Below are 25,075 nucleotides of genomic sequence, written 5' to 3' on the forward strand. Positions count from 1 at the left end.
AAAAGAACAGACTTACTAATAACCTAACTCTGGGATTGACTAACATTGAAAACATCGAATCCTAATAATTTTATATAGACATTTGTATTTTTAATTATAATGAAAAGTGAGGGGAATTCCATTACAATCTATAAATGAGGGATTTTCTAAAGTTGAACGATAGTAAATAAAGCGCTCGAACCAATTGTAAATCCTACAGTATTACCAAGACATCCTATCGCGCAATGAGTAGAACCGAATTTAACGATTTGGTCTTTCTTTAAATCTAATGTCATCGTTCCTCCACGGAAAGCACCACCACCAACAGACATATCAATTGATCTGAAAACAAAAGACCGTGTTTCTATAGTACCTGTGGAATCATATACGAAAATAGTGTACTCCGAAGTATTGTTTAGTTGAGTAGGCCTTAAAGGCGCGCCAAGGGACATCTGATAAAGACCGTCTTTGGGAACAGTGTAACTGTTTGCAGCTGAATTCCAGTTACCGTCATTAAGGATAATATTCTGAAAAAGCCATACATGAGTGTCTGATGTATTGGTAGAGAATGTTTCATCAGCATTTTTTTTTCCGGCGGCCACAACTTTAGGAAGAGAAGCTGTACCTGATGCGATGAGTTGCTGCCAAACTATGCCGTCACTGTAATAGATTCCGTTATTATTTACGCTGTTATCGTACTTCATTGCTCCGGCTTCTGCTGTAGAAGCGGTCTGATTGGTATCTCCAAAAGCTATGGCTGAATTTCCTGTCGCACCTCTTGCATCCAAATGTACTTTTGGGGCGGCTGTATTTATTCCTACTTGTCCTACCTGTGCAAAAGATATGCAGGAGATAAATGATAGTAATAAAATAAACTTGTTTTTCATTGTCTTCAATTTTATGTTAAACGTGTTTATTTTATGAGTTGCTTAGTTGGGTGATCGTAAATGATGCGTCCGGGCTAACGGTGTAGGTTTTTGCAGCTCCACATCCATCACAATGTGCTGATCCAAGTTTTACGACCTGTCCCGCGGTAAGATATAAAGTTAATGTTCCTCCGGTTGCCATAGAACCACCTGCTGTTGGTATAGCCTGAGTAGATACAATATATCTGCTCTCTGTAACACCATTATACACATTTATCGTCCAGTTCGAAGAATTATTAGTTGCATTTACAGAGATTTTTCCGAATAATGATATTTGATAAAACCCTGTGGTAGGAACTGTATACCCAATTGCAGTTGAATTCCAGTTTCCATCGTCTATTATGGCATTCTGAAAATTCCAGATATACGTTTCGTTGGTATTGGTAGGCCCCATTGTCTGGGTATCGGTTTTTTTCCTGGAAGCCACTACTCTTGGGATAAAAACACCTGCCTGTTTTTCTAATAAAGGAATCCATGATGTTCCGTTGCTGTAGAACAATTGTCCTGTATCATATTTCATGGCTCCGCCTCCGGCCGTGGGTGCGGTTTGATTTGTATTTCCGAAAGCAATAGCTGAATTTCCCGTGGCAGCTCTTGCATCAAGATTTACCTTAGGACTCGTGTTTCCTATTCCCACTTGCGAGTTGATTCCGCCAAAGATAAAAAAGGAAAAAAGTAAAGTAATTTTTTTCATTGTCGTGGTTGTTTAATTATGTGTGACATTACTTTGCAAATGTATTCAGAGACTTATTGCCTGGAAAGAAGTACTGTTTTCGTTTTCGGAAAAGAGAAAGTTTTTAGAGTTTAAAAATTTGATTTCTAGTATGTTGTATATTCGATTTAAAATGAAGTGTAATTCTGTTTATGGTGATAGTTTTTATATTTGAATCATTAAAATAGTAGTTTTTTTTAAAAATATTAATTCAAAAAAGGAAAAAAAAGAATGCCCTTAAAAAAGAGCATTCGAAAATTAGGCAGTTGTAATAACCACATAATTAAACATGACTTTGAACTTTTGTTCTTTTTGAATTTAAATATTTTTCACACTTATTTTGGGAACAGAGTTTGAAAAATATAGGATGCTTGTATTGCATTTGTGTATTAGAATCAATTATTTTTTCATATTATTTAGACGCTATTTTGATGCCTGATTCTGTTTTCTTCATACCCAATATTTTCTGCATGTCTTTTACTTGTTGAATTAAGGCTGTGTAATCTTTTTCTGAGATTTGTGTGCGTTTTACAGCATCTGCAAGCTTTTCGTTTTCAATTTTTAACTGAGTGATTTGTTTTTGCTGTTCCTGTATCGCTTTTGCAAGAACGGGGATAAGTTCTGTATACGAAACAGCGAGTGTTTTATATTCGTCCGAACCACTTGTAACAAGAGATGGTAGCACTTTAGCAATATCCTGAGCAAGGAAACCAATTTCATGCTTGTTATAATTTTTATCCTGAATACTATTTTTCTTCTGATATTCTACCGGACGAAGTGCCATGACGGTATTTAAACCATAAGAAGTATCATGAATGTCTTGTTTCAGACGGGCATCAGAGGTCAAAACAACGCCATTTGCTCTTACATTTCCGGAAGCATTAATAACTCCTTCCACATCTAATCTGTAGAGAGGATTAGAAACTCCGATACCAACATTTCCTGAGCTTGATTTTATTCTTAAACGTTCAAGCAAACCACCTCCTGTAGAGGCTCCTACAAAGAAATCTTCCTGAGCTCCGGTTTGTACTCCGACTCCTGTGCGGAGAGAACCTATCGCCCAGTTGGCTCCTCCATTGGCAGGGCCACTATTGGTAAATCCTAAAAGAGAATAGTTTCCAACTGCCATGGGAGAGGTGTTTCTCAAAGCAAGAATAAAATATTGGTCTGTACTTGCAGTAGCATCTATAAGATTATATCTGCCTGAACTTTCCACATTAGAAACTACATGCAGTTTGGTTTCCGGAGCATTTGTTCCGATGCCGACTTTGTTAGCAGCGCCGTCAACAGAAAATGTTACTCCGTCGACGGAAAAACCATTAACAACGGTAGGATTAAAACGTAATGTATTTGTTCCCTGGGTTACAACACGGTTGCCGGTAAGTGCTCCGTTTGCAACATAAAGATTGACAGGGTTTTCCCAACTTGGTGCTGTTGCAGCTCCTCCGGAAGTAAGGATTTGTCCATTTGTACCTGCGCTTCCAGTTGTTGTTCCGGTGCCTCCTACATTTATCTCATTGGTAACCTGTAAAGTGCCTGTTACATGTAATTTTTTCTGTGGAGTAGTGGTTCCGATGCCGACTCTGTTATTTTCTCCATCTACTGAAAGGGTGGTTCCGTTTACAGAGAAACCATGCGTAATGGTTGGTGTAAAACGTAGAAAGTTTGTTCCCTGTGTTACAATTCTGTTTCCTGTAAGTGTACCATTTGCATTATAAATATTTTCAAAACTGGTGGTTGATGAAGATGGATTTAGTTTTGCCCAGACTGTGCCATTAAAATAGTAATATCCTGTGGCATCAATATTAATGGCAGTTCCGGCCAATGTTCCTGTTGCAGGGTCATTTATGTAAATCAAGGTAGAAGTTGGTACAGAGGCCATGCTTTGGGCTCTTTGCCTGTCAACTCTCGGGATTAAAAGACCATCTACATTATTGGTTGTACCGGTTGCATTTTTTGCAGTAATGTCGAATGTTGAGGTAGGATTTGCAGTGTTAATACCTATTTGAGCCTGAGCCCAAAACACAGAAAGTAAACAAAGGGGAAGTAATGATTTTTTTTTCATGTTTTTTAAAGTTTTTATCATGTTTGAGTTACTCCGCAAAGTTATTCTGAGATATTAGCTTTAAAAAGAAATTACCTTTCTGTTTTCCGAAAAGGATAAGTTTTAAGATTTTAAGGTGTTGATTTTTAGTATTTTAAATTTAATTAAAATAAATTATAACTCTTTGTTTAGTGATTATTTTTTTACTACTTAAAAGACATAAAAAAGTCTGCACCAAAAAATGATGCAGACTTTATCTAAGAGTTATTTAATTTGATAAAAATTATTTCTTATTTGCTTCTTCCTGCTCGATAAAAGAAATAAAAGTAGACGGTGAAATTCCGGTAATCGATTTAAAAATGGTGGCAAATTTACTGTGAGATGAAAAACCACACTCTTCAGCCAAAGCACTTACCTTATATTTTCTGTATTTTGGGGAGGTATTCAGCTTGTGAATAATATAATTGATTCTCAACTTATTAATGTAGCTTTTGAAATCTACATTTTTGTGCTTTTTAACAACATAAGAAATGTACTTGCTGTTTGTACTGAATTCCGTTGCTAAAAAAGAAAGCGAAATATAACTGTTATTGAACATCTCATCTTTTTCAAAATGATCAAGCTGTTCCAGAATTTTTGCCTCAGTTTCTTTGTTGATGGCAATATCAGTCTGTTTATTTTCGGTATCAATTTCTTCTGAAATATTTTCTTCTTCCGTTTCTTTTTCCTCAATTTCTGAGGTTATAATTTTGGATTCCAGAACATATTCTTCTTTCTCTTTGTAATGATCAATAATATTTTTGAATTTTAAATATTCAGCTTTGTGCTTCTTTTTATTGATGAGAAAGATGATGATAAGACTCAAAATTAACAGAGAAGCAATGCCGATAACAATATTTTTTATACTGTTCCAGCTTGCATATTGTTGATTTTCGGTATCAATTTTATTATAATCTTTATCAACTGTATTTTTGTATTTGTCTTGTATTTTATTAAAAACTTCAACGTATTTTTTTCTGTAAACAACAGCTTTTTGATATTGATTTGTTTTTTCGTACAACTCTGCCATACTGCTGTAGACTCTTCTTTTCAACTCCGGATGATCAGAGTGTTCTGCAAATTCTAAAGCTTTTAAAAAATATTTTTCAGATTCATCATATTTTTTTTGGAAATATTTTACTTTGCCAAGTCCATCATAGGAAAGTGCAGTAGAGGGGTTGGACTCAGGTAGAATTTTTATAGCTTTCCAATAATATTCTTCTGCAAGTGGGTAATTATTAAGATACATACAATAAACTTCGGCTAAAAGCTGATAAGATTTGCCGAGAGTTATTTTATCCCCGGGAACTTTTGACAGATAATTCAAAGAAGCTTTCAGGTTATTTTCTGCACTTGTGTATTTTTTTTGGTTAATGTCGTAATAAGCAAGTTCCTGACAGAAAAGGGCTTTTACCTGCATTTTCTTTTGTATATCCTGTATGTTATCAGCAATTTTTAACCCCTCATCAGCATATTTTTTAGATTTATGATTAAGCGCCATAGATCTGTATTCTGTAGCTAAAAGTCCATGAATTTTTGCCTGTAGTTCGTAATTTTCTGTAGTATTGAATATATCTTTTGCTTTTTCAGCGAAAGGCAAGCTTTTTTCATACTTCATTTGTTGAAAATAAAGACTGGCACTCAACATTAATCCTCTGCCTGTATGTTCGGGAGTTGTTGCGGCTTTAGTCATGGAATCCGCAATTTTCAATGCACGAGACATATCTTTTGCAGCTGTTTCGGATATCGTTTTCATATACAACTGTTCAAAAGTATCATCAGTTTTTTGTGCCCATATTGTGGTAGAATACAGAAAGATAAGGAAGAGTAGATTTTTAGCCATAGCTTATTTTAGATTGAAATTTTATATTTTTTTACTTAAATCTATTAATATTGGCAAAGATAAATCAAAAATTATCTCTTATGTTTGAATTTTTTATTAAATATGAATGTTTGTAGAATATGATTTTGCATGATTGATATTGTGGCGATTATTTTATACAATTGAGATTCTTTTTATTAAATTTTAGGCTCAAATTATTTTGGTTTTAATTGATATAAATTTTAAACAAATTAAAATGAAAAACACTGCTGACAAACAGTTGTCAAAATAGAACCTTATCTTTATCCTATTAAAACCTAAAATAATGAGTCAGAATAATTTCGACGAAATCATAAAACGCTCTTTGGAAATCAGAGAAAAATACCATCAATTGGAAATTCAGCAAAATGGCAAAGAATGGACTTTAGAACAGGACGCTTTAGCTTATCTTACAGATGCGGGATTGGTGGGAAGAGACGTAATGTCGCATGAAAAAACATGGGGAAAATCAAATGCTGCAGAAGAACTTGAACATAAATTAGGCGAAAATATCTGGTGGCTGATTATCTTAGCAGACCGAACGGGAATTGATATGAAAGAAGCTTTAGAAAAGTTTTTAACCAAAACAGAAAATTTATTAAAATGAGTTATTGTTCAGCCATAGCAGGAATGCAGCCAGAAAGTAGGAGAGAGCTTCACAAAAATTACCACGATAACCATTACGGATTTCCGATTCATGATGATAATGAATTGTTCGGAAGATTAATTATGGAAATCAATCAGGCAGGATTGAGCTGGGAAACTATTTTAAAGAAAGAAGAAACTTTCAGAAAAGCTTACGATAATTTTGATATTCAAAAAGTGGCGGCTTATACAGAAGAAGACCGTGAAAGACTTTTGGCCGATCCCGGAATTATCAGAAATAAATTAAAAGTAAACGCCGCGATCGAAAATGCCAAAACCATCATCACATTACAAAAAGAATTCGGCTCTTTCGAAAAATGGCTGGAGCATCATCACCCAAAAACATTACAGGAATGGATGAAAATATTCAAAAAAACATTCAAGTTTACTGGCGGTGAAATTGTCAACGAATTCCTGATGAGCATTGGGTTTTTAAAAGGATGCCATGATGAAAGTTGTCCTGTTTTTAAGGATGTTTTGAAGCATAATCCGATGTGGAATAAGGTATAAGTTTTTGAATTTTTACACTAAAAACAAGTTCAGGCCGTCGGAGAATCCGACGGCCTGAACTTGTTTAATTTCTTATGATCGGAATTTCCGAGAATTTAAACTTATTTATATTCTTTTTGTCGGACTTTCCGACGAAGCCAAACTGTTTTGATTTAGATAGTCGGAAAATCCGACAACGTGAAGTTATATTTTTGAGGAAAAAAGAATTGTTTTACTTCAAACTTCTCACAGAAACATCAGGCGCCTGCCCCTGTGGAACAATAAAAATAGCATTATCACTAATCGTATCACCGGCATCAAAATAATAACTTCCCGTCACAGGAATAATCCCGTTGGTGAATTTTCCGGATTTATCATAAGCAGAATAAGTTACATTGATCATCTGCGCTTTCATTTTCAGTTCGATTTTTTTTGAGGTCAGTTTTGCTCCGGTTGCGTTGATGCAGTCTAATTCCACAAGCCCAATATTGGTGACGATTTGCGGATAAGAAGACAATCTGATATTATAGGATTTATCTGACGTATTTTTTACCGTAGCAGAAACTTTGTAGCGGTCATAGGGTTTTCCGCCAGCTTCAATGCTTTCTTTATTCGTAATATTAAAAGTAACACTCATGCCGTTGACATCTATGGTCTGGCCATCTGTTATTTTTTGAGCATTAAGTGAATTTCCAAAGCAGATCACTGCAAAAAACAGGAATAAAAGAATTGAATTTTTCATATCGTAATTAGTTTATTTTGTGTTTAATAATACTTAAAATTACGAAAATTATTAACGATAAGTGAATGTTTAATAATGATTTGTATTAGCTTATTTTAGTTAATTATACTCTTCTGTATTAAGGATTTCTTTATGTTCTTTTCCCCATTTTTCGAGTTCTTCAATGATAGGTTTTAGTTTATAACCAATTTCAGTCAGTTCATATTCAACGCGGGGAGGAACTTCTGCGAAAACGGTTCTTGTAATGATTCTATCTTCTTCCAGTTTTCGAAGCTGAAGAGTGAGCATGCGTTCTGTAATATTTTGAAGACGTTTTCTCAGTTCACCGAATCTTAGTTTTCCGTTGATGAGATAACAGCAGATCGCCAAAGACCATTGTCCGCCAATGACGTTTGAAGCATAAATTTCAAGGCACTCATTTGAAAGTGCTTTTTTGTTGGCAAAATTGGTTGATGTTTCCTTTATTTTAGTCATTACTTACATTTTTTATAGTACCGTACAATGGGATACTACTGTTTATAATGTAAGTTACATATATTATTTTTGTAGTAGAAATTTAAATATAATGAAAACATTAGTTATTGTCATTCATCCAACTATCGAAAAATCTGTAATCAATAAAAGATGGATCGATGAATTAAATAAATATCCCGAAAAATATACAGTTCACCAATTATACCAAGAATATCCAGATGAAAAGCTCGATATTCTAAAAGAACAACAATTGATAGAATCTTATGATAAAATAGTTTTTCAATTTCCGTTTTATTGGTTTAGCAGTCCGCCACTTTTAAAGAAATGGTTTGATGAGGTCTTGTTATACGGTTGGGCGTACGGAAGCAAAAGCGGTTACAAAGTAGGAGGGAAGAAGATCTCTTTGGCAATCACCGCCGGAATTGATGAAGAAGGCTACAGCCCATCCGGGAAATATAAATACACAATGAAAGAATTAACAACTCCTTTTGAACTGACTTTCGATTACATAAAAGCCGATTACAAAGAACCGTTTGTCTTTTACGGAATTGAACAGGATGCTTCCAAAGAGACGATTGAAAAGAGTGTGCCTTTGTATTTGGAGCTTATTGATGGGTTGTAGACCTTGATTTTGTCATGCCGATGCAGGAGGAATCTCATTTTAACAATAAGTTTTTAGAGATTGCTCCTGCATTAATTTATTCATTTATTTCTGTTTCCCAGCCCGGCCCATTTTTGAAATTACATTCCGTTACTCTTCCCCAGTGGGAGTATTCCAGCGGTGGAGCTCCTTCCTCAGAAAGTCTGTACATTTCATAAAAAATTTCAAAATATTCTGGATTTAGATCAGTATAATCTGGTAATTCTGGATCATGTACTTTTGGACGTCCGTTTTCGATAGCTTTCCAGAACAATTTTTGGTTTTCTTCTGTAAGACTTCGTGTGTCCAGATCTCTGTTAATCCATTCGTCTGTTCGTTCACTGTAAAAACCATATCCACTTTCTGCTCTTTCATACTCGTTTTCATCGTCAGGAGGAATCTGTAATTCCAGCCATGCCGCAAGCTCTTTTCCATTTTCAATCAGATATAATTCATGGATGGCAATTTTAATGATACAATCATATCCTGTCCATCTTCTTGAGAAACATCTTCCATCTTTAAATATAATAAAGCAACTTGCCATTATTAGTTTTTTAGAATTTTATTAATCCTTTTCTCCGCTTCCTCTTTTGAAATTCCATTATAAAAATCTTCAACAAAAGCATGTTCAAAACCTTCATGAGGATGAATAAAAGGTCTTCCTATTTTATTATTGACAAGTACATCGGTAGGAATACTTTTTTCAAATTCATAATTAGGAAGATAGTTGGAAAGCCATCCGAAATATCCTCCTTCGAAATCTTTATTGTCATAATTTTCAACATATTCATTAAAGCTTTTCTCACTTAATGAAACCCAAATTCCATATTCAAGATCTTGGCAACTATCATTCACTTCCTGTACAAGAACTGCTCGGATAAAGTAGCACGTTTCATCAGAATATTTTATGATACATAAATCTGAAGTTAATTCAGAATTCTCCAATTCTTCTTCAGACAATTGAAAATACGGATATGGAGCAGAATAAGCTATTGCGGGCCAATCTTCTTTTTCTTCGCCGCAACATTGGCAGATATATTTCGTCATTAGATTTTTTTATTTATAATGGAGATAAAACTTATTCTCAAAGATTTCTTTAGGATCATATTTTTTTTTGAGTTGAAAAAACGAATCAGTTTGAGGATAAACTTTTCTCATCTTTACTCGGTCTATGTGAAGTCGATAAGGTAGATAAAAAGTTCCTTCATTCTTAAGAGCTTCATCAACTAATTTATTGGTAAGAATTTTCATTTTATGTTCTTGCTGATCTGTTTTCTTTTGATTAAACAAAAAAACAAAGCCAAAGACATCTTCCTTTGCATAGTTCATATAGCTATCTTCATCTTTATTTACAGCTCGAATGGTGATGTTGAGTAAGTCAATTTGAGAAAATTTTAAAATAGGTTTTATATCTTCTATAAATTGGTTAAAATTTCGTGCTGGAATAAAATATTCCTGCAACAGATCTGTAGAATTTGGATCTTTATTTTCTATTAGGGAAACATGGTCGTTCAATAATTCATTTCTCGAATAAACAGCATTTTTTGTAACTCTGTTCATTCCTGTTTCCAAATCCCAACGAAGTCTTTTTCCATATTCGCTGTTCACAGTACTTCTAAAAACTAGACGTTTTGTTTCTTCATTTTTTGCATCTTGTGCAGGAAGTGATAACGGTTTTTCATCTGTTTTTTCAAAATAATTAATCGTTGCATTTTCCAGAAAACGTTTATTGGATATTTTTAATCTGCCAAAAACTAAGTTCACATTCGGATTATCTGAAATGAATTTCTTATAATAATCAACATAATTGTCTGAACTTAAACGAATGTATTTATATTGTAAAGCAAGATTATCAACTACTTTTAACTTGACATCGAGAATGATTCCGAAAAGCCCATATCCTCCAATCACTAATTTGAAAAGTTCAGGATTTTCATTTCTACTGCAATTAATCACTTCTCCATTCTCTTTCATTAAAGTAAATGAGAGTACACTTGAAGAAATTGGAGGCGAATCTTTTTGCCAGCCATGTCCATTTACACTCATAGAACCACCTACTGAAAATGAACTAAAAGCCTGCATCACAGCAATTGATTTTCCGTGCTTGTCGAGATATTTGATAGCATCTTCCCAAAGTGCACCCGAACCGATAGTAAGAATATTATTTTTTGTATCCAGCCCCATTTGTTTGTAAGGAAGCATATTGAGAAGAATTCCGTTCGGATAAATAGAATGCCCTCCCATACTGTGTTGTGCACCTGCAATTGAAATTTTTAAATTCTTTTCCTTTGCATATTTTAATATTTGGCGAAGCTGTTTTTCTATTTCAGGTTTAGTTTCCGGAACTTTTATTAAGGTATCTATTTTGGTTAAATTTAACTGGCTAGCATCATTAGTATACCCATTTGGAATAGTAATTTTATTTTCAGATTCTCCCCATTTAGTTTTGAAAACATGAATAATAGGAATTGAAATGAAAATTAGAATCATTAAAACTCCTAGAATAAAAAAATATCTTTTTTTCATTTATTTTAAAAAATAATTAAGAGCTAAAAATACTCAAATTTCCTTATCCCACCGTCTTCGTATCCTCTTCCTTCAAAATCTTTTTCTCCTTCATAGAAAGCATCATTCTTTCGCATTTGTATTTTTCCCAGTCGAATTGATTGAGGAAATCCAGCGCGGCCACAAAACCTCTGTTGAAAAGATCTTCTTTTTCCTCTCTTTTCATGAAGAAATTCAACCAGCTGCTTTCACCGCAATTCACGGTTTGAATGCTGAAAGAATGGTAAAAAGTATGTTTCGTAAGGAAAGATTTATCATTAAAACCTTTTAAAGTACTGAGGATATTTCCTGCAAATGAGAAAGGTGTTTTCAGGATTTGTTCGCTGGTTTTCCCCTTTTCGGACAGAATATCGGAGTCGCTGGTGAGCTGTACCCCAAACAAAGGCATTCTCGGATAAAAAACATCACTCGAATGAAAAAGATCGATCGGGAAATTAGAAATACTTCCGCCGTCAATAAAAACTCCGGAAGGGTAAATGTCTTCCGGCTTGGTGTTCATCCAGAATTTCCATGCGTATTTCACAGAATCATCACTCTTATCGATCATCTTTTGAAAAGGCTGAAAAAAGAAAGGAACCGACATGGAAGCACGCACAAACTCAGCTGGACTGATACGTTTCATTTCCTCCTCAGACCAGTATAAATTGGCCATCGTGGGAAGTTCAACCTTAATTTTAGCATTAATATCGGTGGTAATAACAATGTATTCTGATTTTAATAAATAGAACGGATTGTTTTTATAATAATCATTATTAACGGCACTTTCGTAGAATATTCTGTAACGGGTCTGGTCGATATGTTCTAAATTATTAACCTTAATTTCTTCAATACTGTTCAGAGCGATGGCATAATATTCCTGCTCATTTCCGTAACGGTAGTTGAGGTTAAGCTGACGTTCCTTTTGGACAAATTTATCATTAAGTTCTGCCACGGTTTTTATTCCAAACCCGTTCATCACATCGGTCATTTGATCTAGGAAAACCTTTCCGGGATTAAGTCCGCTGTTTTGTTTCCTGAAATCATTATAAAACTTTTTAACACAAAAAAACACAATGATAATCGGAATGAGCGGAACAAGGAAAAGCAGTTTCGCCTTCAAAGTCGTTTCAGAAGAAAGCGCAAACGGAATAATGACCAGAATGATCATGAGAACAGTTGCAATAATGGTATTTATTTTCAGAAAATTCTTGTTATTCAGCATCGCATGAATGGTAGTTTTTATATACGTTTTCCCATCCATAAAATCGGCGAAGTTCCAATTGAAAAGGATTTCTCTTATCACCTCACTTTTGGCTTCTTCTTTAGTCCTGCACGCTGCAATCAACATCGTATTGATGGCTCCGGCACTCGTTCCCGCAATTTTCAGAAAACGAATGCCGAAGATTTCCAAACCATACAGATAGCCTACCAATGCGCTTCCCCAAACGCCACCGCCTTCCTGCACAAATTCTACATATTGATTTCCGTGAGCATCCAGAAGATCAGAAAATTCCTTGGACGAAATATTTTCATGCAAAGCTGAGAGCTTGTCTTTCGATTCCTGAGAAAGTACATTTTCATCAAGAATTTTGTTAAGAATTTCGGTTTTCATGATGGTTTTGGTGGTTTTTAGTTTTTTTTGGCTGTATTGGATAAACGCTAAGTTTGGTGTCATTGCGAGGAGCGAAGCGACGAAGCAATCTCTTAAAAATTATTACTGAACTTAATATTCTTAAATTCTTAATTAAAAACTTAATGGTTCAAAATTTACAACATTAGGTTTCATTAAAAGATTAAGAACATTAATAGATTACTTCGTCGCTTCGCTCCTCGCAATGACATTAAATTTACTGTATAAAATTAATTAAAATCAATCTTAAAAACATACGTATTTTCACCCTAATCATTAAGTGATTTTACCACTGTTTTCTTCTTGCATATATAAAAGTACAGATTACAATTAAAGCCATTAAGCCTAAAGTGTAAAAATACCCATGTTTCGTATGCAGTTCCGGCATATTATCGAAATTCATCCCGTAAACCCCTGCAATAAAGGTAATTGGTAAAAAATAAACTGAATAAATCGCTAAAACTTTCATCACCTGATTCGCTTTTTGGTCGGAAAGGGCTAAAAACATCCCGATTAAGTTGGTGATCTGTATGTTTAAATGATCAAAATCTGCCACAACATCTTTATGTTTATCCTTTAAATCGACAACTTCAGAATCCTGTAATCCTAAAAGCTTAAATTTATCAATCGCATCTGTAGAAATCGTTAACACTCTGGAATTTAACCCCGATTTTCTTTTCAGCTTGTATAATCTTCGGATCTGATTGGTGTGATTTGTATTTTTAAGAAAGATCTCATTCTCAATATTATCCATTGTTTCCATTAAGCTTACAGACTCGTCATCGAAACTTTTCATCATCAATAAAGCGATCTTTAAAGCAATATTCTGCGTAGTTGTTTCAGTTGTTGAGCAAGAAAGCTGCTTTTTTGTTTCATTGATGCTTTTGGTTTTCATCCTGTGGACGGTAATAATGGTATTACCCAAAAGAAAAACACCAATTTTGGTGCTGATATCGCTGATGGTGTTGAGGTTTTTTCTCTCTAATTCAGTGCTTTCACGGAAGAGGAAGAACTTCACGTTTCCGTCCTCTTCATATTTTGGTAAATGATTAGGGTCTAAGGTATCTTCTAAAAGGAGATTGTTGATCTCATATCTTTCATGAAGAAATTTCATATCTTCCGCTGTGGGAGCTTCTACATCTACCCATTCGCACTGGGAGTCTCTGTATATCGTATCAATTGGCATAAAGTAAAAATACTAATATTTTGAAAAACTATGTGTTAAATAAGTTTTATCTTTGCCAAAATTAAAAAACTATATGATTAAAAGTACAATAAAAGGGATCGGATTTTATGTGCCGGATAATGTTGTAACGAATGATGATCTAGCTAAATTAATGACCACAAATGATGAATGGATCACGGAAAGAACGGGTATTAAAGAAAGAAGACACCGTAAAAACAGAAATGATTCTCAGGAAACTACGGCTTATTTAGGTTTTAAAGCTTCTGAAAAAGCACTTGAAAAAGCAGGTTTAACAGCAAAAGACATTGACTATATCATTTTTGCAACACTTTCTCCGGATTATTATTTTCCGGGATGTGGAGTTTTACTTCAGGATATGTTAGGTTGTGATACAATTGGTGCTTTGGATGTAAGAAACCAATGTTCAGGGTTTGTTTATGCGATGAGTGTTGCGAATGCTTTCATTAAATCGGGAACGTATAAAAATATATTGGTTGTTGGGGCTGAAATTCATTCTTTCGGATTAGATTTTTCTGATGAAGGAAGAGGTGTTTCTGTAATTTTCGGAGATGGAGCTGGTGCGGTTGTACTTTCTGCAAGTGAAGATGCCAATGCAGGTGATATTTTAGCGATGAATATGCATTCTGAAGGAAAATATGCAGACGAATTATGTACTCAGTTCCCAGGTTCTAAATACGGATGGAGCGACAGAATGAGAAAAGAGCCTGAAAATGTGACGAATAAAGAAGTATATCCGATTATGAACGGTAATTTCGTATTCAAGCATGCAGTAACAAGATTTCCTGAAACGATGCAGGAAGCTTTAGATAAAGCAGGAAAAACGATTGAAGATCTTGATATGTTTATTCCGCATCAGGCGAATTTGAGAATTGCTCAGTTTGTTCAGCAGAAATTCGGATTGCCGGATGAAAAAATTCACAATAACATCCAGAAATACGGAAATACGACCGCTGCATCTATTCCAATTGCTTTAAGTGAAGCGATTGAGTTAGGTAAAATCAAAAGAGGAGATTTAGTTCTTCTTTCAGCTTTCGGTAGTGGATTCACTTGGGGAAGTATTTTATTTGAATATTAAAATTTTAATCAAATAATAAATTAAAGTGGGCAGGAATGTCCACTTTTTTGTTTTTATAATAGTAAAATGATTATTAAATAGATTTTATTTTAAATAGGCTGCTTTTCTTTTAAATAAAATAAATATAAAAAGAATTTTGTGATGTTATAAAAATACAAAATCTCAATTTCTAATAGAATATGAAAATTATTTGAGTTTTTATTTTCATTAAATAAATGTTTTTAGTTGATGTATATCCTTTATATAGATTGTAAATAAAATATTATTTCAAATTATATCTTATTTGGTTTATTTTAATAATTATAAGACAGGTTAAGTTTTCATATCTCTATCAAGAGATATAATTTAATGGATTTTTTTTCATGATTTTAACATCAAGACGAATAAAATCATGAAATTAATGACAATATTAGTTTTATTCACATATTTAGGACATGTTTTTCATATACCATTTATATACTACTTTCTATAATTTATCTGTAATTTAAAATTGTAAAATATTGATTTTTAATATATTAAAAAATGGTATATCAATGGTGTACTACTTTTTTGGAGTTAAGTTATCTTTTTCATTCTCTTTGTGGCATAAATAAAACACGCAACAATTTAGAAATGAAAAAAATAGTATTATCTATTGTATTTGCTGCTTCAGCATATTCAATTAACGTAAACGCGCAGGTGGGTATTAATGTGGCTTCTCCTTCATCCACATTAGATATTACGGCAAAGAATGCTACAGGTACATCAAAAAATGTAGATGGACTTTTAGTTCCAAGAGTAGATAGAGAAAGAGCACAAAATATGACCGGAGTTCCTACTTCTACATTAATTTTTGTAAACAGTATTGCTACAGGAACACAAACAGGTACTGCAGTAAATATTGATGCTGTAGGTCATTACTCTTTTAATGGTACTGCTTGGGTAAAGTTGGGAACAGGAACAGGTTCAAGTGTTAATATCTATAATTCTGACGGTTCTCTTACGGGAAATAGAGTTGTAACTCAGGGAGCAAATACTTTAGCATTTAACGGAACTGCAGCTAATGCTTTTTCTGTTGACGGATCTACTTTATCGGTAGATGCTGCTAATGATAAAGTCGGGGTTGGAACTACTTCTCCAGGTGTAAAATTAGATGTTGCACAGGCAATCGGCACATCAGAAGCTACTCAGCTGCGTATACTTAATACATCTCCTGTAGCTGTTAATAATACAGCATATATGGGATTTAACTCTTATAACGGAGGTGGAGCAACTTGGGGAATAGGTTCTATTCAGAATAGTACGAGTGCTACTGACAGTAACTTTCATATATTATACAGTGGTGGTGCTAGTTACAATAAACTATTTACAATAAGACCAAATACAGGGAATGTGGGGATTGGTACTACGACACCAAATAGTAAATTAGATTTAGGAGCTTCCGTAGGAAGTAGTGTAACGGATGTTGCCGGAAAAAAATTGGCGGTTTATAATGATGCGGCGGGTACAGATTTTTATGGCTTAGGGATAAGCGGTGGGCTTCTTCAGTTCCATGCTGCTTCTACCGCAGCAGATGCACCGGGTATGGTGCTTACTGGCAGTGGAAACCTAGGTGTTGGAACTACAGCGCCTACAAGTACACTAGATGTTTCAGGTACGGCGAGAGTAAGGACTATGAATGTGGCTCCGGGATCAACACTTGTTACACCTGTTTTTTCTGATGCTAACGGTAATTTGGTAAAAGCTGCTTCTAATACTTATATGGGTGTAACTTCTACTTCAGCAGTTGTTGTTGGAAGTGGTGCTACTGCTACATTGATTAATGGTTTGACGGATGGTGGTGTATATAGATTTGTAGTAACGGTTGGTGATGGTTGTGCTTATAATACGATTATGGAATTTTTTGTAAGTACATATGTTGCAAACAGTAATTTTGCGATTAGAGGGTTGAATGGGCTTTTAAGTAATGGTACAAGCAAGGTTCCGACAATCAGTGAGCCTACTCGAACTTCTACTGTTGTTACTTGGACAGGGAAGCCTAATTGCCAAGATGGAGCAGATGGTAATTCTTTAAATTATACGGTAACAATGCCTAATTCATCAACTATTAATGTAACAAATAATGGAAATGTTACAAGGCAGTACGTAGCTGTTATTACTAGGTTAAACTAAAAAATAAATCACTTTATTAATAAAGTATTTCTATAACTTGATCTTTTAGATTAATTAACAAATAAACCGAATATTTTTATTCGGTTTATTTGTTTTAAACTATGTTTTCTTTATTTTATGAAAACTAAAATATGTCAGAATTAGTGTAGATTTTTTTATCAATATATTAAAATTAAAAGAGTTAAAAATCTGAACTTAACATTTTTTTTTACCTTAGAGACAGTATTCAGTGAATAAAATTTTCCTGTTTAAATGTTTAATCTGTTTTTTAAATTGAAAAACGCTAAAAAAATATCAATAATAAAGTCTACCATTTTAACATTTTTGTTGATGTTTTAAAAGATAATTTTCTGTGTTGAAAATGTTAAAAAAATTAACATTTTATAGAGGTCTTATATTTTTTTAATTTTCATATTTAAAAACTGTATCAAAATAACCTTTTTCCTAACTGAATATATTAAATATTTATTTTATAATTATTTAATATTAATTGTTAATTTATTTATATTATTCGTAATTAATATTATTTATAAATATAAAATTAATAATTGTAAATATATTTTTATTATTTTTAGATAACAGTAATCGTATTATTAATCTAAAAAAATAAAATGTGATGAGAAAACAAACACTCCCTCTTTTAATTGCTTTATCAGGTTTTTTATCAACCATAAATGCACAGGTAGGAGTTAATACTACTACTCCTGCTTCTACAATGGATATTACTGCCAAAAATGCAACAGGAACTACCCCTAATGTTGATGGACTATTGGTTCCAAGGGTAGATCGACAAAGAGCGCAAAGTATGGCATCGGTTCCTACCTCCACATTAATTTTTGTAAACAGTATTGCAACAGGAACGCAATTGGGTACCGCAGTAAATATTGATGCTACAGGGTATTATTTTTTCAGTGGTGGTGTTTGGGTCAAATTAACGACCCCTGCATCAGCTTCTGTTAATATTTACAATGCAGATGGTACTCTTACGGGAAATAGAACAGTAACTCAGGCGGCTAATACATTAGCATTTAATGGAACTTCGATAAATGCATTTTCTGTGGACGGAACTACTTTATCTGTAGACGCAGCTAATAATAGAGTAGGATTAGGAACCGCAGCCCCGGAAACTAAACTACATGTTGTAAGTGCTACATCAAGTGCAGGAAGGTATAATTTATTTGATGCACCTGCAAGTGTTGGAGAAGTGCCTTTGGTTGTATTAAGAAATACGTCTCCTGTAGCTGCTAATAACACTTCCTATCTTGGTTTTAGTCCTTCTAACGGGAGTGGTGGTGCAAGTTGGGGAATAGGATCTCAGCAAAACAGTGCAACAGCAATTGATAATAATTTCCAGATTGCTTATAGTAATGGAGGTTCTTTTCAGAAGTTTTTCAATATCTTACCTAGTGGTAATGTAGGTATTGGTACTGTAACTCCTCAGAAAAAGCTTCATATTAATGGAGATATGCAATTGACAAATGAATTAAATGTAGGAGGTAATGCAACTACAGCAGGTTCTGCTGGTACAACTGGGCAAATACTTACTTCAGCTGGTCCTGGAGTAGCTCCCAGCTGGCAGACACCTGTGACTCCGACATCTGTAAACATCTACAATGCAGATGGAACACTTACAGGAAATAGAACGGTAACTCAGGGAGCTAATACTTTAGCTTTTACAGGAACAGCAACAAACGCTTTTTCAGTAGACGGAAATACCCTTTCAGTAGACGCTGCTAATGATAGGTTAGGAGTTGGAACTACTGCTCCGGTTGAGAAATTAGATGTAAGAGGAGGGGCTGTAGCTTTTAATGGACAAACAGCTTTAAATAAAACTTCAGCTGGAGGTCTTGATTATGCAACTCTTATAGCACCACAAACAAGGCTTTTATCGTGGGGACCTGACGCTGCTACAAGCGGAGTTATATCTTTCTGGACAGGACTAGGAGGTGCTGCTGTAACTGAAAAAATGCGTGTTCACTCTAATGGAAATGTAGGTATAGGAACTACAACTCCTCAAAAAGCATTACATGTTACAGGAGCTTTACAGGTAACTAATGAATTAAATGTAGGAGGTAATGCGGCTACTGCAGGTTCTGCCGGTACTACTGGACAAATATTGACTTCTGGAGGTGCGGGAGCTGCACCTACTTGGCAAACACCTGCCGCTAATGTCAACATTTACAATGCAGATGGTACGCTTACAGGAAACAGAATTGTTACTCAGGGAGCCAATACTTTAGCTTTTAACGGTACGGCAACAAATGCATTCTCAGTAGATGGGGCTACGTTATCTGTAGATGCGGCAAACGATAGAGTAGGATTAGGAACTGCAAGCCCGGAAACTAAACTACATGTTGTAAGTGCTACATCAAGTGCAGGAAGGTATAATTTATTTGATGCACCTGCAAGTGTTGGAGAAGTGCCTTTGGTTGTATTAAGAAATACGTCTCCTGTAGCTGCTAATAACACTTCCTATCTTGGTTTTAGTCCTTCTAACGGGAGTGGTGGTGCAAGTTGGGGAATAGGATCTCAGCAAAACAGTGCAACAGCAATTGATAATAATTTCCAGATTGCTTATAGTAATGGAGGTTCTTTTCAGAAGTTTTTCAATATCTTACCTAGTGGTAATGTAGGTATTGGTACTGTAACACCTCAGAAAAAGCTTCATATTAATGGAGATATGCAATTGACAAATGAATTAAATGTAGGAGGTAATGCAACTACTGCCGGTTCCGCCGGTACAACTGGGCAAATACTTACTTCGGCCGGTCCTGGAGTAGCTCCTACCTGGCAAACCGCAGCACCTTCTGTTAATATTTATAATGCAGATGGTTCTCTTACAGGAAACAGGATTGTAACTCAGGCTGCCAATACCTTAGCATTCACAGGAACAGCAACAAATGCATTCTCGGTAGACGGTACAACTTTATCAGTAGATGCAGCTAATAACAGATTAGGGCTGGGAACTGCAACTCCTCAGAAAGCCTTACATGTAAATGGAGACCTACAAGTAACCAGTGAATTAAATGTTGGAGGAAATGCTACTTCGGCAGGAAGTGCAGGTACAATAGGTCAGATACTTACTTCCGGTGGATCAGGAGCAGCTCCTACTTGGCAAACAGCAGCGCCTTCTGTTAATATTTACAATGCAAATGGTACTCTTACGGCAAACAGAGTTGTAACCCAGGCAGCTAATACGTTGGCATTTACCGGAACTGCAACAAATGCATTTTCAGTAGATGGAACAACTTTATCAGTAGATGCTGCTAATGATAGAATTGGGGTTGGAACTGCAACTCCAGAAAATAGATTTCATGTAGTAAGTACAGCAGCGGTTTCCAATAGATTTACATTGGTTGATGGGTCTTCAGGTAATAATCAACAGGTAATCATGGCATTAAGAAACTCTTCTCCTGCGGCAACAGGGAATTATGCTCTTTTGGGATTCACCAATGCTGGTCCTACAAGTGGAGGAGCAGCTTGGGGGATAGGTACTATCCGTACTGCTGCGTCTGAGGAAGATTTTTTCTTTGGAAATTCTTTAGGTAGTGCTTACCTAGAGCGTCTGAGAATTACTTCAGCGGGTCTTATAGGTATCGGAACTGCTACACCTCAAAAGAAATTGCATGTTAACGGAGATTTGCAGATTACAAGTGAATTAAATGTTGGAGGAAATGCCACTACAGCAGGAAGTGCGGGTACGTCAGGCCAGATGCTTGTATCTGGTGGGGCAGGAGCTGCACCAAGCTGGCAAAATGTTCCTGCTAATCTTAATATCTATAATGCGGATGGTTCTCTTACAGGAAACAGAGCGGTTACTCAAGGTACTAATACATTATCATTTAATGGAACTGCAACGAATGCATTTTCTGTAGATGGAACTACATTCTCTGTAGATGCATCGAATAATAGAGTAGGGATAGGAAGTGCAGCACCTACAAGTAAACTAACCATAGTAGATGCTACAAATGCCAATCAATTTCAAGGGATCGCTTCGGTTTTGGCTAATAATCTTACTCAGGGAGTGGGAATTGGATGGTCTGGTATTCAGTCTATAGGAACAAATGCTAATGCAGATCTTACTCTTAATGCAAAAAATATTGGTAATATTGTTTTGCAAACACAAAGTACAGGAAATGTGGGTATTGGAATTGCCGCTCCGGAAAATAAATTCCATGTTGTAACTACGGCAGCTGTTAATAATAGATTTACATTAATTGACGGGCCTGCAAGTAATAATTCATTTCCGATCATGGCCGTTAGAAATACTTCTCCTACGGCAACAGGAAATTTTGCTCTTATAGGTTTTTCTAATACAGGTCCTACAGGTGGAGGAGCAAACTGGGGAATAGGTAGTGTACGTACTGCTACTGCAGAAGAATTTTTCCTTGGTAGTAGTATTTCTGGAGGTGCATATACGGAGCGTTTAAGAGTTACTGCCGGAGGATTTGTAGGTGTTGGGACCAATGCTCCTACTTCTCTTTTAAGTGTTAACGGTACAGCAGACAAAATAGGAGGCGGTAGCTGGGGAACTTTTTCCGATAGCAGAATGAAAAAAAATGTGCATCCTTACACAAAAGGACTTCCTGAAATTTTAAAAATAAATACAGTTACCTTTCAGTATAATGGAAAAGGAGGTTATAGTGACGACGGAAAAACATATACAGGGGTAATTGCTCAGGAGATCGAGAAAGTTTTACCGGGAACTGTAACGAAAATAAAATCAAATGATTTTGACGACCAACGTAAATATGATTCTTCAGAAATTACATATACTTTAATTAATGCTATTAAAGAACAGCAAAAGCTCATTGAAGAGCAAAAAAAGCTTAATGAAGAACAAACCAAGCTGATAAAAGAGCTTCAGGCTGATGTGTTGGCTTCAAAGAAAAAAAATAATTAAAATGATAAATTTTCAAATTATGGTAACATGTTGTTATTCAATCTTTAAAGCAGAAAATTAATTATTGATTTATTTTCATTAGGATCCAGATGATTTAATATAAAAATCAGCGAAATATTAATTAACCTAAATTCTATATATCAGATTCTAATTACACAAATGAAACCGGCTATTGCGATAGCTGGTTTTTTATATGGTTTTTAATCAACTTTAAAACTATATTTTTTTTAGCTTAAGTTGTTTTAATTCAGAACGATTTCGGATATTCATAATTAATAAAAAGATATTCATATCGGCTTGTTGTAGTTTTAGCCATTATTTATAGTCTCAAGATCTCTCATAAATAATAAAATTTTAAGTGGATTTATAAGTGTTATTTTATAAAAGTGGCAATTATTTTAATGTTTTGCCTGTTTTAATGATTTTAATAGCAAAATTCAGGCATTTTTTTAAGGTGTCAGCATGTTGTTTTATGATAAAATCATTAATTTTTTTACTAAAAATAAAGAAAAAAATAACAATTTTAAACAAACGAATAGTTCGAATAAATTCCTCTTAAACAGATAATATAAATAACAATATAGAGATTTATTGTTATTGTTTTTTTAGTAAAATATGAAACTAATATCGATAAATTCTTAAAAAAAGGTATTTCAAGTCACATTTTTTTGAATTAAAATAAATAATAATAAATGTGTTAATTATTGATAATAATTAATTTATATCTGATTATTGTGACTTTTTTGTAATTTAAAATTACATAATTGGTATTTTTTTTATTTATTGTGTATTTATATTTTGTACTTTTATAAGGATAAAACTAAAAAAAGATGAAACGAATATCATTACCCCTTATTATTGCTTTTTCACTATTTACTATAAAAAGCAACGCCCAGGTAGGTATTAATACTACTACACCTACCTCAACACTAGATATTATTGCTAAAAATGCAACAGGTGCTACCGCTAATGTAGACGGACTTTTAGTTCCCCGTGTAGATAGGCTGAGGGCTCAAAGTATGGCATCAGTTCCCGTTTCTACAATGATCTATGTAAACAATGCTGTTACTGGGACGCAAGCAGGTGCCACAGTGAATGTTGACGCGGAAGGATATTATTATTTTAATGGAACGGCATGGGTAAAATTGCATAATCCATCGAATTCTACTTTTTCTTCTGTAAATATTTATAATACAGATGGTTCTCTTACCGGAAACAGAATTGTAACACAGGCAGCCAATACGTTAGCATTTACGGGAACTGCAGCGAATGCTTTTTCAGTAGACGGAACCACGCTATCAGTAGATGCAGCAAACGATAGAGTTGGGATTGGAACAACTGCGCCTGGAGTTAAGCTAGATGTAGCACAAGCTATTGGAACATCAGAAGCTACTCAGTTTAGAATCATCAACACCTCTCCGGTGGCAACAAATAATACTGCCTATATGGGATTCAATTCTTATAACGGAGGAGGAGCGACTTGGGCTTTAGGTAGTATTCAGAACAGTGCAACGACAACAGATAATAATTTTAATATATTATATAGTAGTGGAGGGTTGTTTGGTAAGGTATTTACAATAAGACCCAATACGGGAAATACCGGAATTGGAACTGAGACCCCTCAAAAAAAATTACATGTTAATGGTGGTTTACAGATAACTAATGAATTGAATGTAGGAGGTAATGCCTCCACGGCAGGAAGTGCGGGTACGACCGGTCAGGTTCTTACTTCAGCAGGAGCAAGTGCCGCTCCTACCTGGCAGACACCGGCTGCAAATCTTAATATTTATAACTCGGACGGTTCTCTTACCGGAAACAGAATTGTAACACAGGCAGCAAATACCTTAGCATTTACGGGAACTGCAGTTAATGCATTTTCAGTAGATGGAACTACCTTATCAGTAGATGCTGCAAACGACAGAGTTGGGATTGGTACTGCAGCTCCGGAAAATAAGTTCCAGGTAGTAAGTACAACTCCTACTTCCAATAGGTATATGTTATTCGATGCGCCTGTAAGTACTAATTCGCTCCCAATTTTGGCTTTAAGAAATACTTCTCCTGCTGCAACTGGAAATTTTTCGCTTCTAGGATTTTCTAATACGGGACCTACAGGTGGAGGTGCAACCTGGGGTATAGGAAGTATTCGTACTGCAGGAGCTTTAGAAGAATTTTTCATCGGAAATTCTACAGGCTCTAATTATATAGAACGTGTTAGGATTGCTTCAAATGGGTTTGTGGGTATAGGTACTTCCGCTCCCACTAATACATTACATATAAACGGAACAAATCCTTTAAGATTAGAGGGTTTGCAGACTGCATCGGGTAAAACTGGTACTTTAGTTGTAAATAGCACCGGAGTAGTGCAATCTCAAACTTCTAGTAATATAAGTGCGGTGAGAGCTAGCGGCACTATCACAATAACGGTTAATAATACCTTTACAAATATTGGGACAACGGCAGAGACTTTTGATAATTTAAACGAGTTTGCAAGTAATACTTTTACTGCTTCGGCTACGGGTTTGTATAAGGTAGATTTTGTAGGTAATTTCCCTCAAAGAGCCAACACGGAAGATAATGGAGATGGGTATCTGTCGCTTCTAAGAGTAAGTTTAAACGGAGCTCAATTTGGTCTTACATCAAATATGAAAGTTCCATTACCAGAGACAAGTGGTGGGCCGTCATCAATTTCCAATACCCATTCAACAGTGGTGAAAATGAATGCAGGAGATACGTTAACTTTTGATGGTCTTAGTTTTGGGTCTACTCCAGCTTCTACCAATATAGTTGCCTCTTTTGCGCTTAATATTGTAAGGATAGATTAATACTGATTCTAAAAGCACATAAAAATGATAATTTACAAGTTCTATTATTCAACTAAATAACAATAACAAGTTATACAATCTTCAGAATAAAAGACGAGCATCGGTTCGTCTTTTGTTTTTTTTATTTTATTGATTTTCTTTAAATTTCTTGAAGTAAAAAATAAATACTTTTGTTGTTTTAGGTTGAAATTA

Annotated in this window: 18 protein-coding genes; 7 read left to right on the forward strand and 11 right to left on the reverse strand. The window is 34.8% G+C overall.

The window, feature by feature from the left end; all coding sequences use genetic code 11:
• Positions 1-146 precede the first annotated feature (146 nt).
• The 4 genes from SB689_RS13070 to SB689_RS13085 form a co-directional block, all read right to left on the reverse strand.
• On the reverse strand, positions 147-866 hold the full coding sequence (locus SB689_RS13070; RefSeq protein ID WP_410692568.1) for a hypothetical protein: 720 nt from the start codon (positions 864-866) through the stop codon (positions 147-149).
• A gap of 31 nt (positions 867-897) precedes the next feature.
• Positions 898-1,599, reverse strand: coding sequence for a hypothetical protein (locus tag SB689_RS13075; RefSeq protein ID WP_410692569.1), 702 nt, complete (start codon positions 1,597-1,599; stop codon positions 898-900).
• A gap of 430 nt (positions 1,600-2,029) precedes the next feature.
• On the reverse strand, positions 2,030-3,682 hold the full coding sequence (locus tag SB689_RS13080; RefSeq protein WP_410692570.1) for a tail fiber domain-containing protein: 1,653 nt from the start codon (positions 3,680-3,682) through the stop codon (positions 2,030-2,032).
• A 262-nt stretch (positions 3,683-3,944) separates the two neighbouring features.
• Positions 3,945-5,543, reverse strand: coding sequence for a tetratricopeptide repeat protein (locus SB689_RS13085; RefSeq protein WP_410692571.1), 1,599 nt, complete (start codon positions 5,541-5,543; stop codon positions 3,945-3,947).
• A 304-nt stretch (positions 5,544-5,847) separates the two neighbouring features.
• Here SB689_RS13085 and SB689_RS13090 point away from each other — a divergent pair, with 304 nt between their 5' ends.
• Both SB689_RS13090 and SB689_RS13095 read left to right on the forward strand, forming a co-directional pair.
• Positions 5,848-6,168 carry a MazG-like protein gene (locus tag SB689_RS13090; RefSeq protein ID WP_410692572.1) on the forward strand — a complete coding sequence of 107 codons (321 nt, stop codon included), beginning with the start codon at positions 5,848-5,850 and terminating at the stop codon, positions 6,166-6,168.
• Positions 6,165-6,716: a DNA-3-methyladenine glycosylase I gene (locus SB689_RS13095; protein ID WP_410692573.1), complete on the forward strand. Its 552-nt coding sequence runs from the start codon at positions 6,165-6,167 to the stop codon at positions 6,714-6,716. The genes SB689_RS13090 and SB689_RS13095 overlap by 4 nt, the downstream gene beginning before the upstream one ends.
• A 211-nt stretch (positions 6,717-6,927) precedes the next feature.
• Here SB689_RS13095 and SB689_RS13100 read toward each other — a convergent pair whose 3' ends face one another.
• Positions 6,928-7,437 carry a hypothetical protein gene (locus tag SB689_RS13100; protein ID WP_410692574.1) on the reverse strand — a complete coding sequence of 170 codons (510 nt, stop codon included), beginning with the start codon at positions 7,435-7,437 and terminating at the stop codon, positions 6,928-6,930.
• Positions 7,438-7,536: 99 nt separating this feature from the next.
• The gene (locus tag SB689_RS13105) at positions 7,537-7,911 is read right to left on the reverse strand and encodes a winged helix-turn-helix transcriptional regulator (protein ID WP_410692575.1); all 375 of its coding nucleotides are present in this window, start codon (positions 7,909-7,911) and stop codon (positions 7,537-7,539) included.
• 91 nt (positions 7,912-8,002) lie between these two features.
• Here SB689_RS13105 and SB689_RS13110 point away from each other — a divergent pair, with 91 nt between their 5' ends.
• Positions 8,003-8,533 carry an NAD(P)H-dependent oxidoreductase gene (locus SB689_RS13110; RefSeq protein WP_410692576.1) on the forward strand — a complete coding sequence of 177 codons (531 nt, stop codon included), beginning with the start codon at positions 8,003-8,005 and terminating at the stop codon, positions 8,531-8,533.
• Positions 8,534-8,609: 76 nt separating this feature from the next.
• On the opposite strand, the gene SB689_RS13115 is transcribed toward SB689_RS13110, so the two are convergent.
• The 5 genes from SB689_RS13115 to SB689_RS13135 form a co-directional block, all read right to left on the reverse strand.
• Positions 8,610-9,095, reverse strand: coding sequence for a hypothetical protein (locus tag SB689_RS13115; protein ID WP_410692577.1), 486 nt, complete (start codon positions 9,093-9,095; stop codon positions 8,610-8,612).
• Between the two features lie 2 nt (positions 9,096-9,097).
• Positions 9,098-9,598, reverse strand: a complete 501-nt coding sequence (locus SB689_RS13120) for a DUF2199 domain-containing protein (RefSeq protein ID WP_410692578.1) — start codon at positions 9,596-9,598, stop codon at positions 9,098-9,100.
• A 9-nt stretch (positions 9,599-9,607) separates the two neighbouring features.
• Positions 9,608-11,077: an FAD-dependent oxidoreductase gene (locus SB689_RS13125; RefSeq protein WP_410692579.1), complete on the reverse strand. Its 1,470-nt coding sequence runs from the start codon at positions 11,075-11,077 to the stop codon at positions 9,608-9,610.
• 43 nt (positions 11,078-11,120) lie between these two features.
• Positions 11,121-12,707 (reverse strand): patatin-like phospholipase family protein, encoded by a 1,587-nt coding sequence (locus SB689_RS13130; RefSeq protein ID WP_410692580.1) that lies wholly within the window; start codon positions 12,705-12,707, stop codon positions 11,121-11,123.
• 304 nt (positions 12,708-13,011) lie between these two features.
• Positions 13,012-13,911, reverse strand: coding sequence for a CorA family divalent cation transporter (locus tag SB689_RS13135; RefSeq protein WP_410692581.1), 900 nt, complete (start codon positions 13,909-13,911; stop codon positions 13,012-13,014).
• Positions 13,912-13,984: 73 nt separating this feature from the next.
• Between SB689_RS13135 and SB689_RS13140 the strand changes: the two genes are divergently transcribed.
• The 4 genes from SB689_RS13140 to SB689_RS13155 all read left to right on the forward strand — a co-directional run bounded on the left by SB689_RS13140 (position 13,985) and on the right by SB689_RS13155 (position 24,883).
• Positions 13,985-15,007 (forward strand): 3-oxoacyl-ACP synthase III family protein, encoded by a 1,023-nt coding sequence (locus SB689_RS13140; protein WP_410692582.1) that lies wholly within the window; start codon positions 13,985-13,987, stop codon positions 15,005-15,007.
• Positions 15,008-15,619: 612 nt separating this feature from the next.
• Positions 15,620-17,158, forward strand: a complete 1,539-nt coding sequence (locus tag SB689_RS13145; RefSeq protein WP_410692583.1) for a hypothetical protein — start codon at positions 15,620-15,622, stop codon at positions 17,156-17,158.
• A gap of 616 nt (positions 17,159-17,774) precedes the next feature.
• A complete protein-coding gene (locus tag SB689_RS13150) occupies positions 17,775-22,061 on the forward strand; it encodes a tail fiber domain-containing protein (protein ID WP_410692584.1) in 4,287 nt (1,428 codons plus the stop codon).
• Between the two features lie 830 nt (positions 22,062-22,891).
• Positions 22,892-24,883, forward strand: coding sequence for a beta strand repeat-containing protein (locus tag SB689_RS13155; RefSeq protein ID WP_410692585.1), 1,992 nt, complete (start codon positions 22,892-22,894; stop codon positions 24,881-24,883).
• Positions 24,884-25,075 lie beyond the last annotated feature (192 nt).

Origin of the sequence: Chryseobacterium sp. SIMBA_038 (assembly GCF_046535115.1) — a bacterium.
In the GTDB taxonomy this organism is placed as follows: Bacteria; Bacteroidota; Bacteroidia; order Flavobacteriales; family Weeksellaceae; genus Chryseobacterium.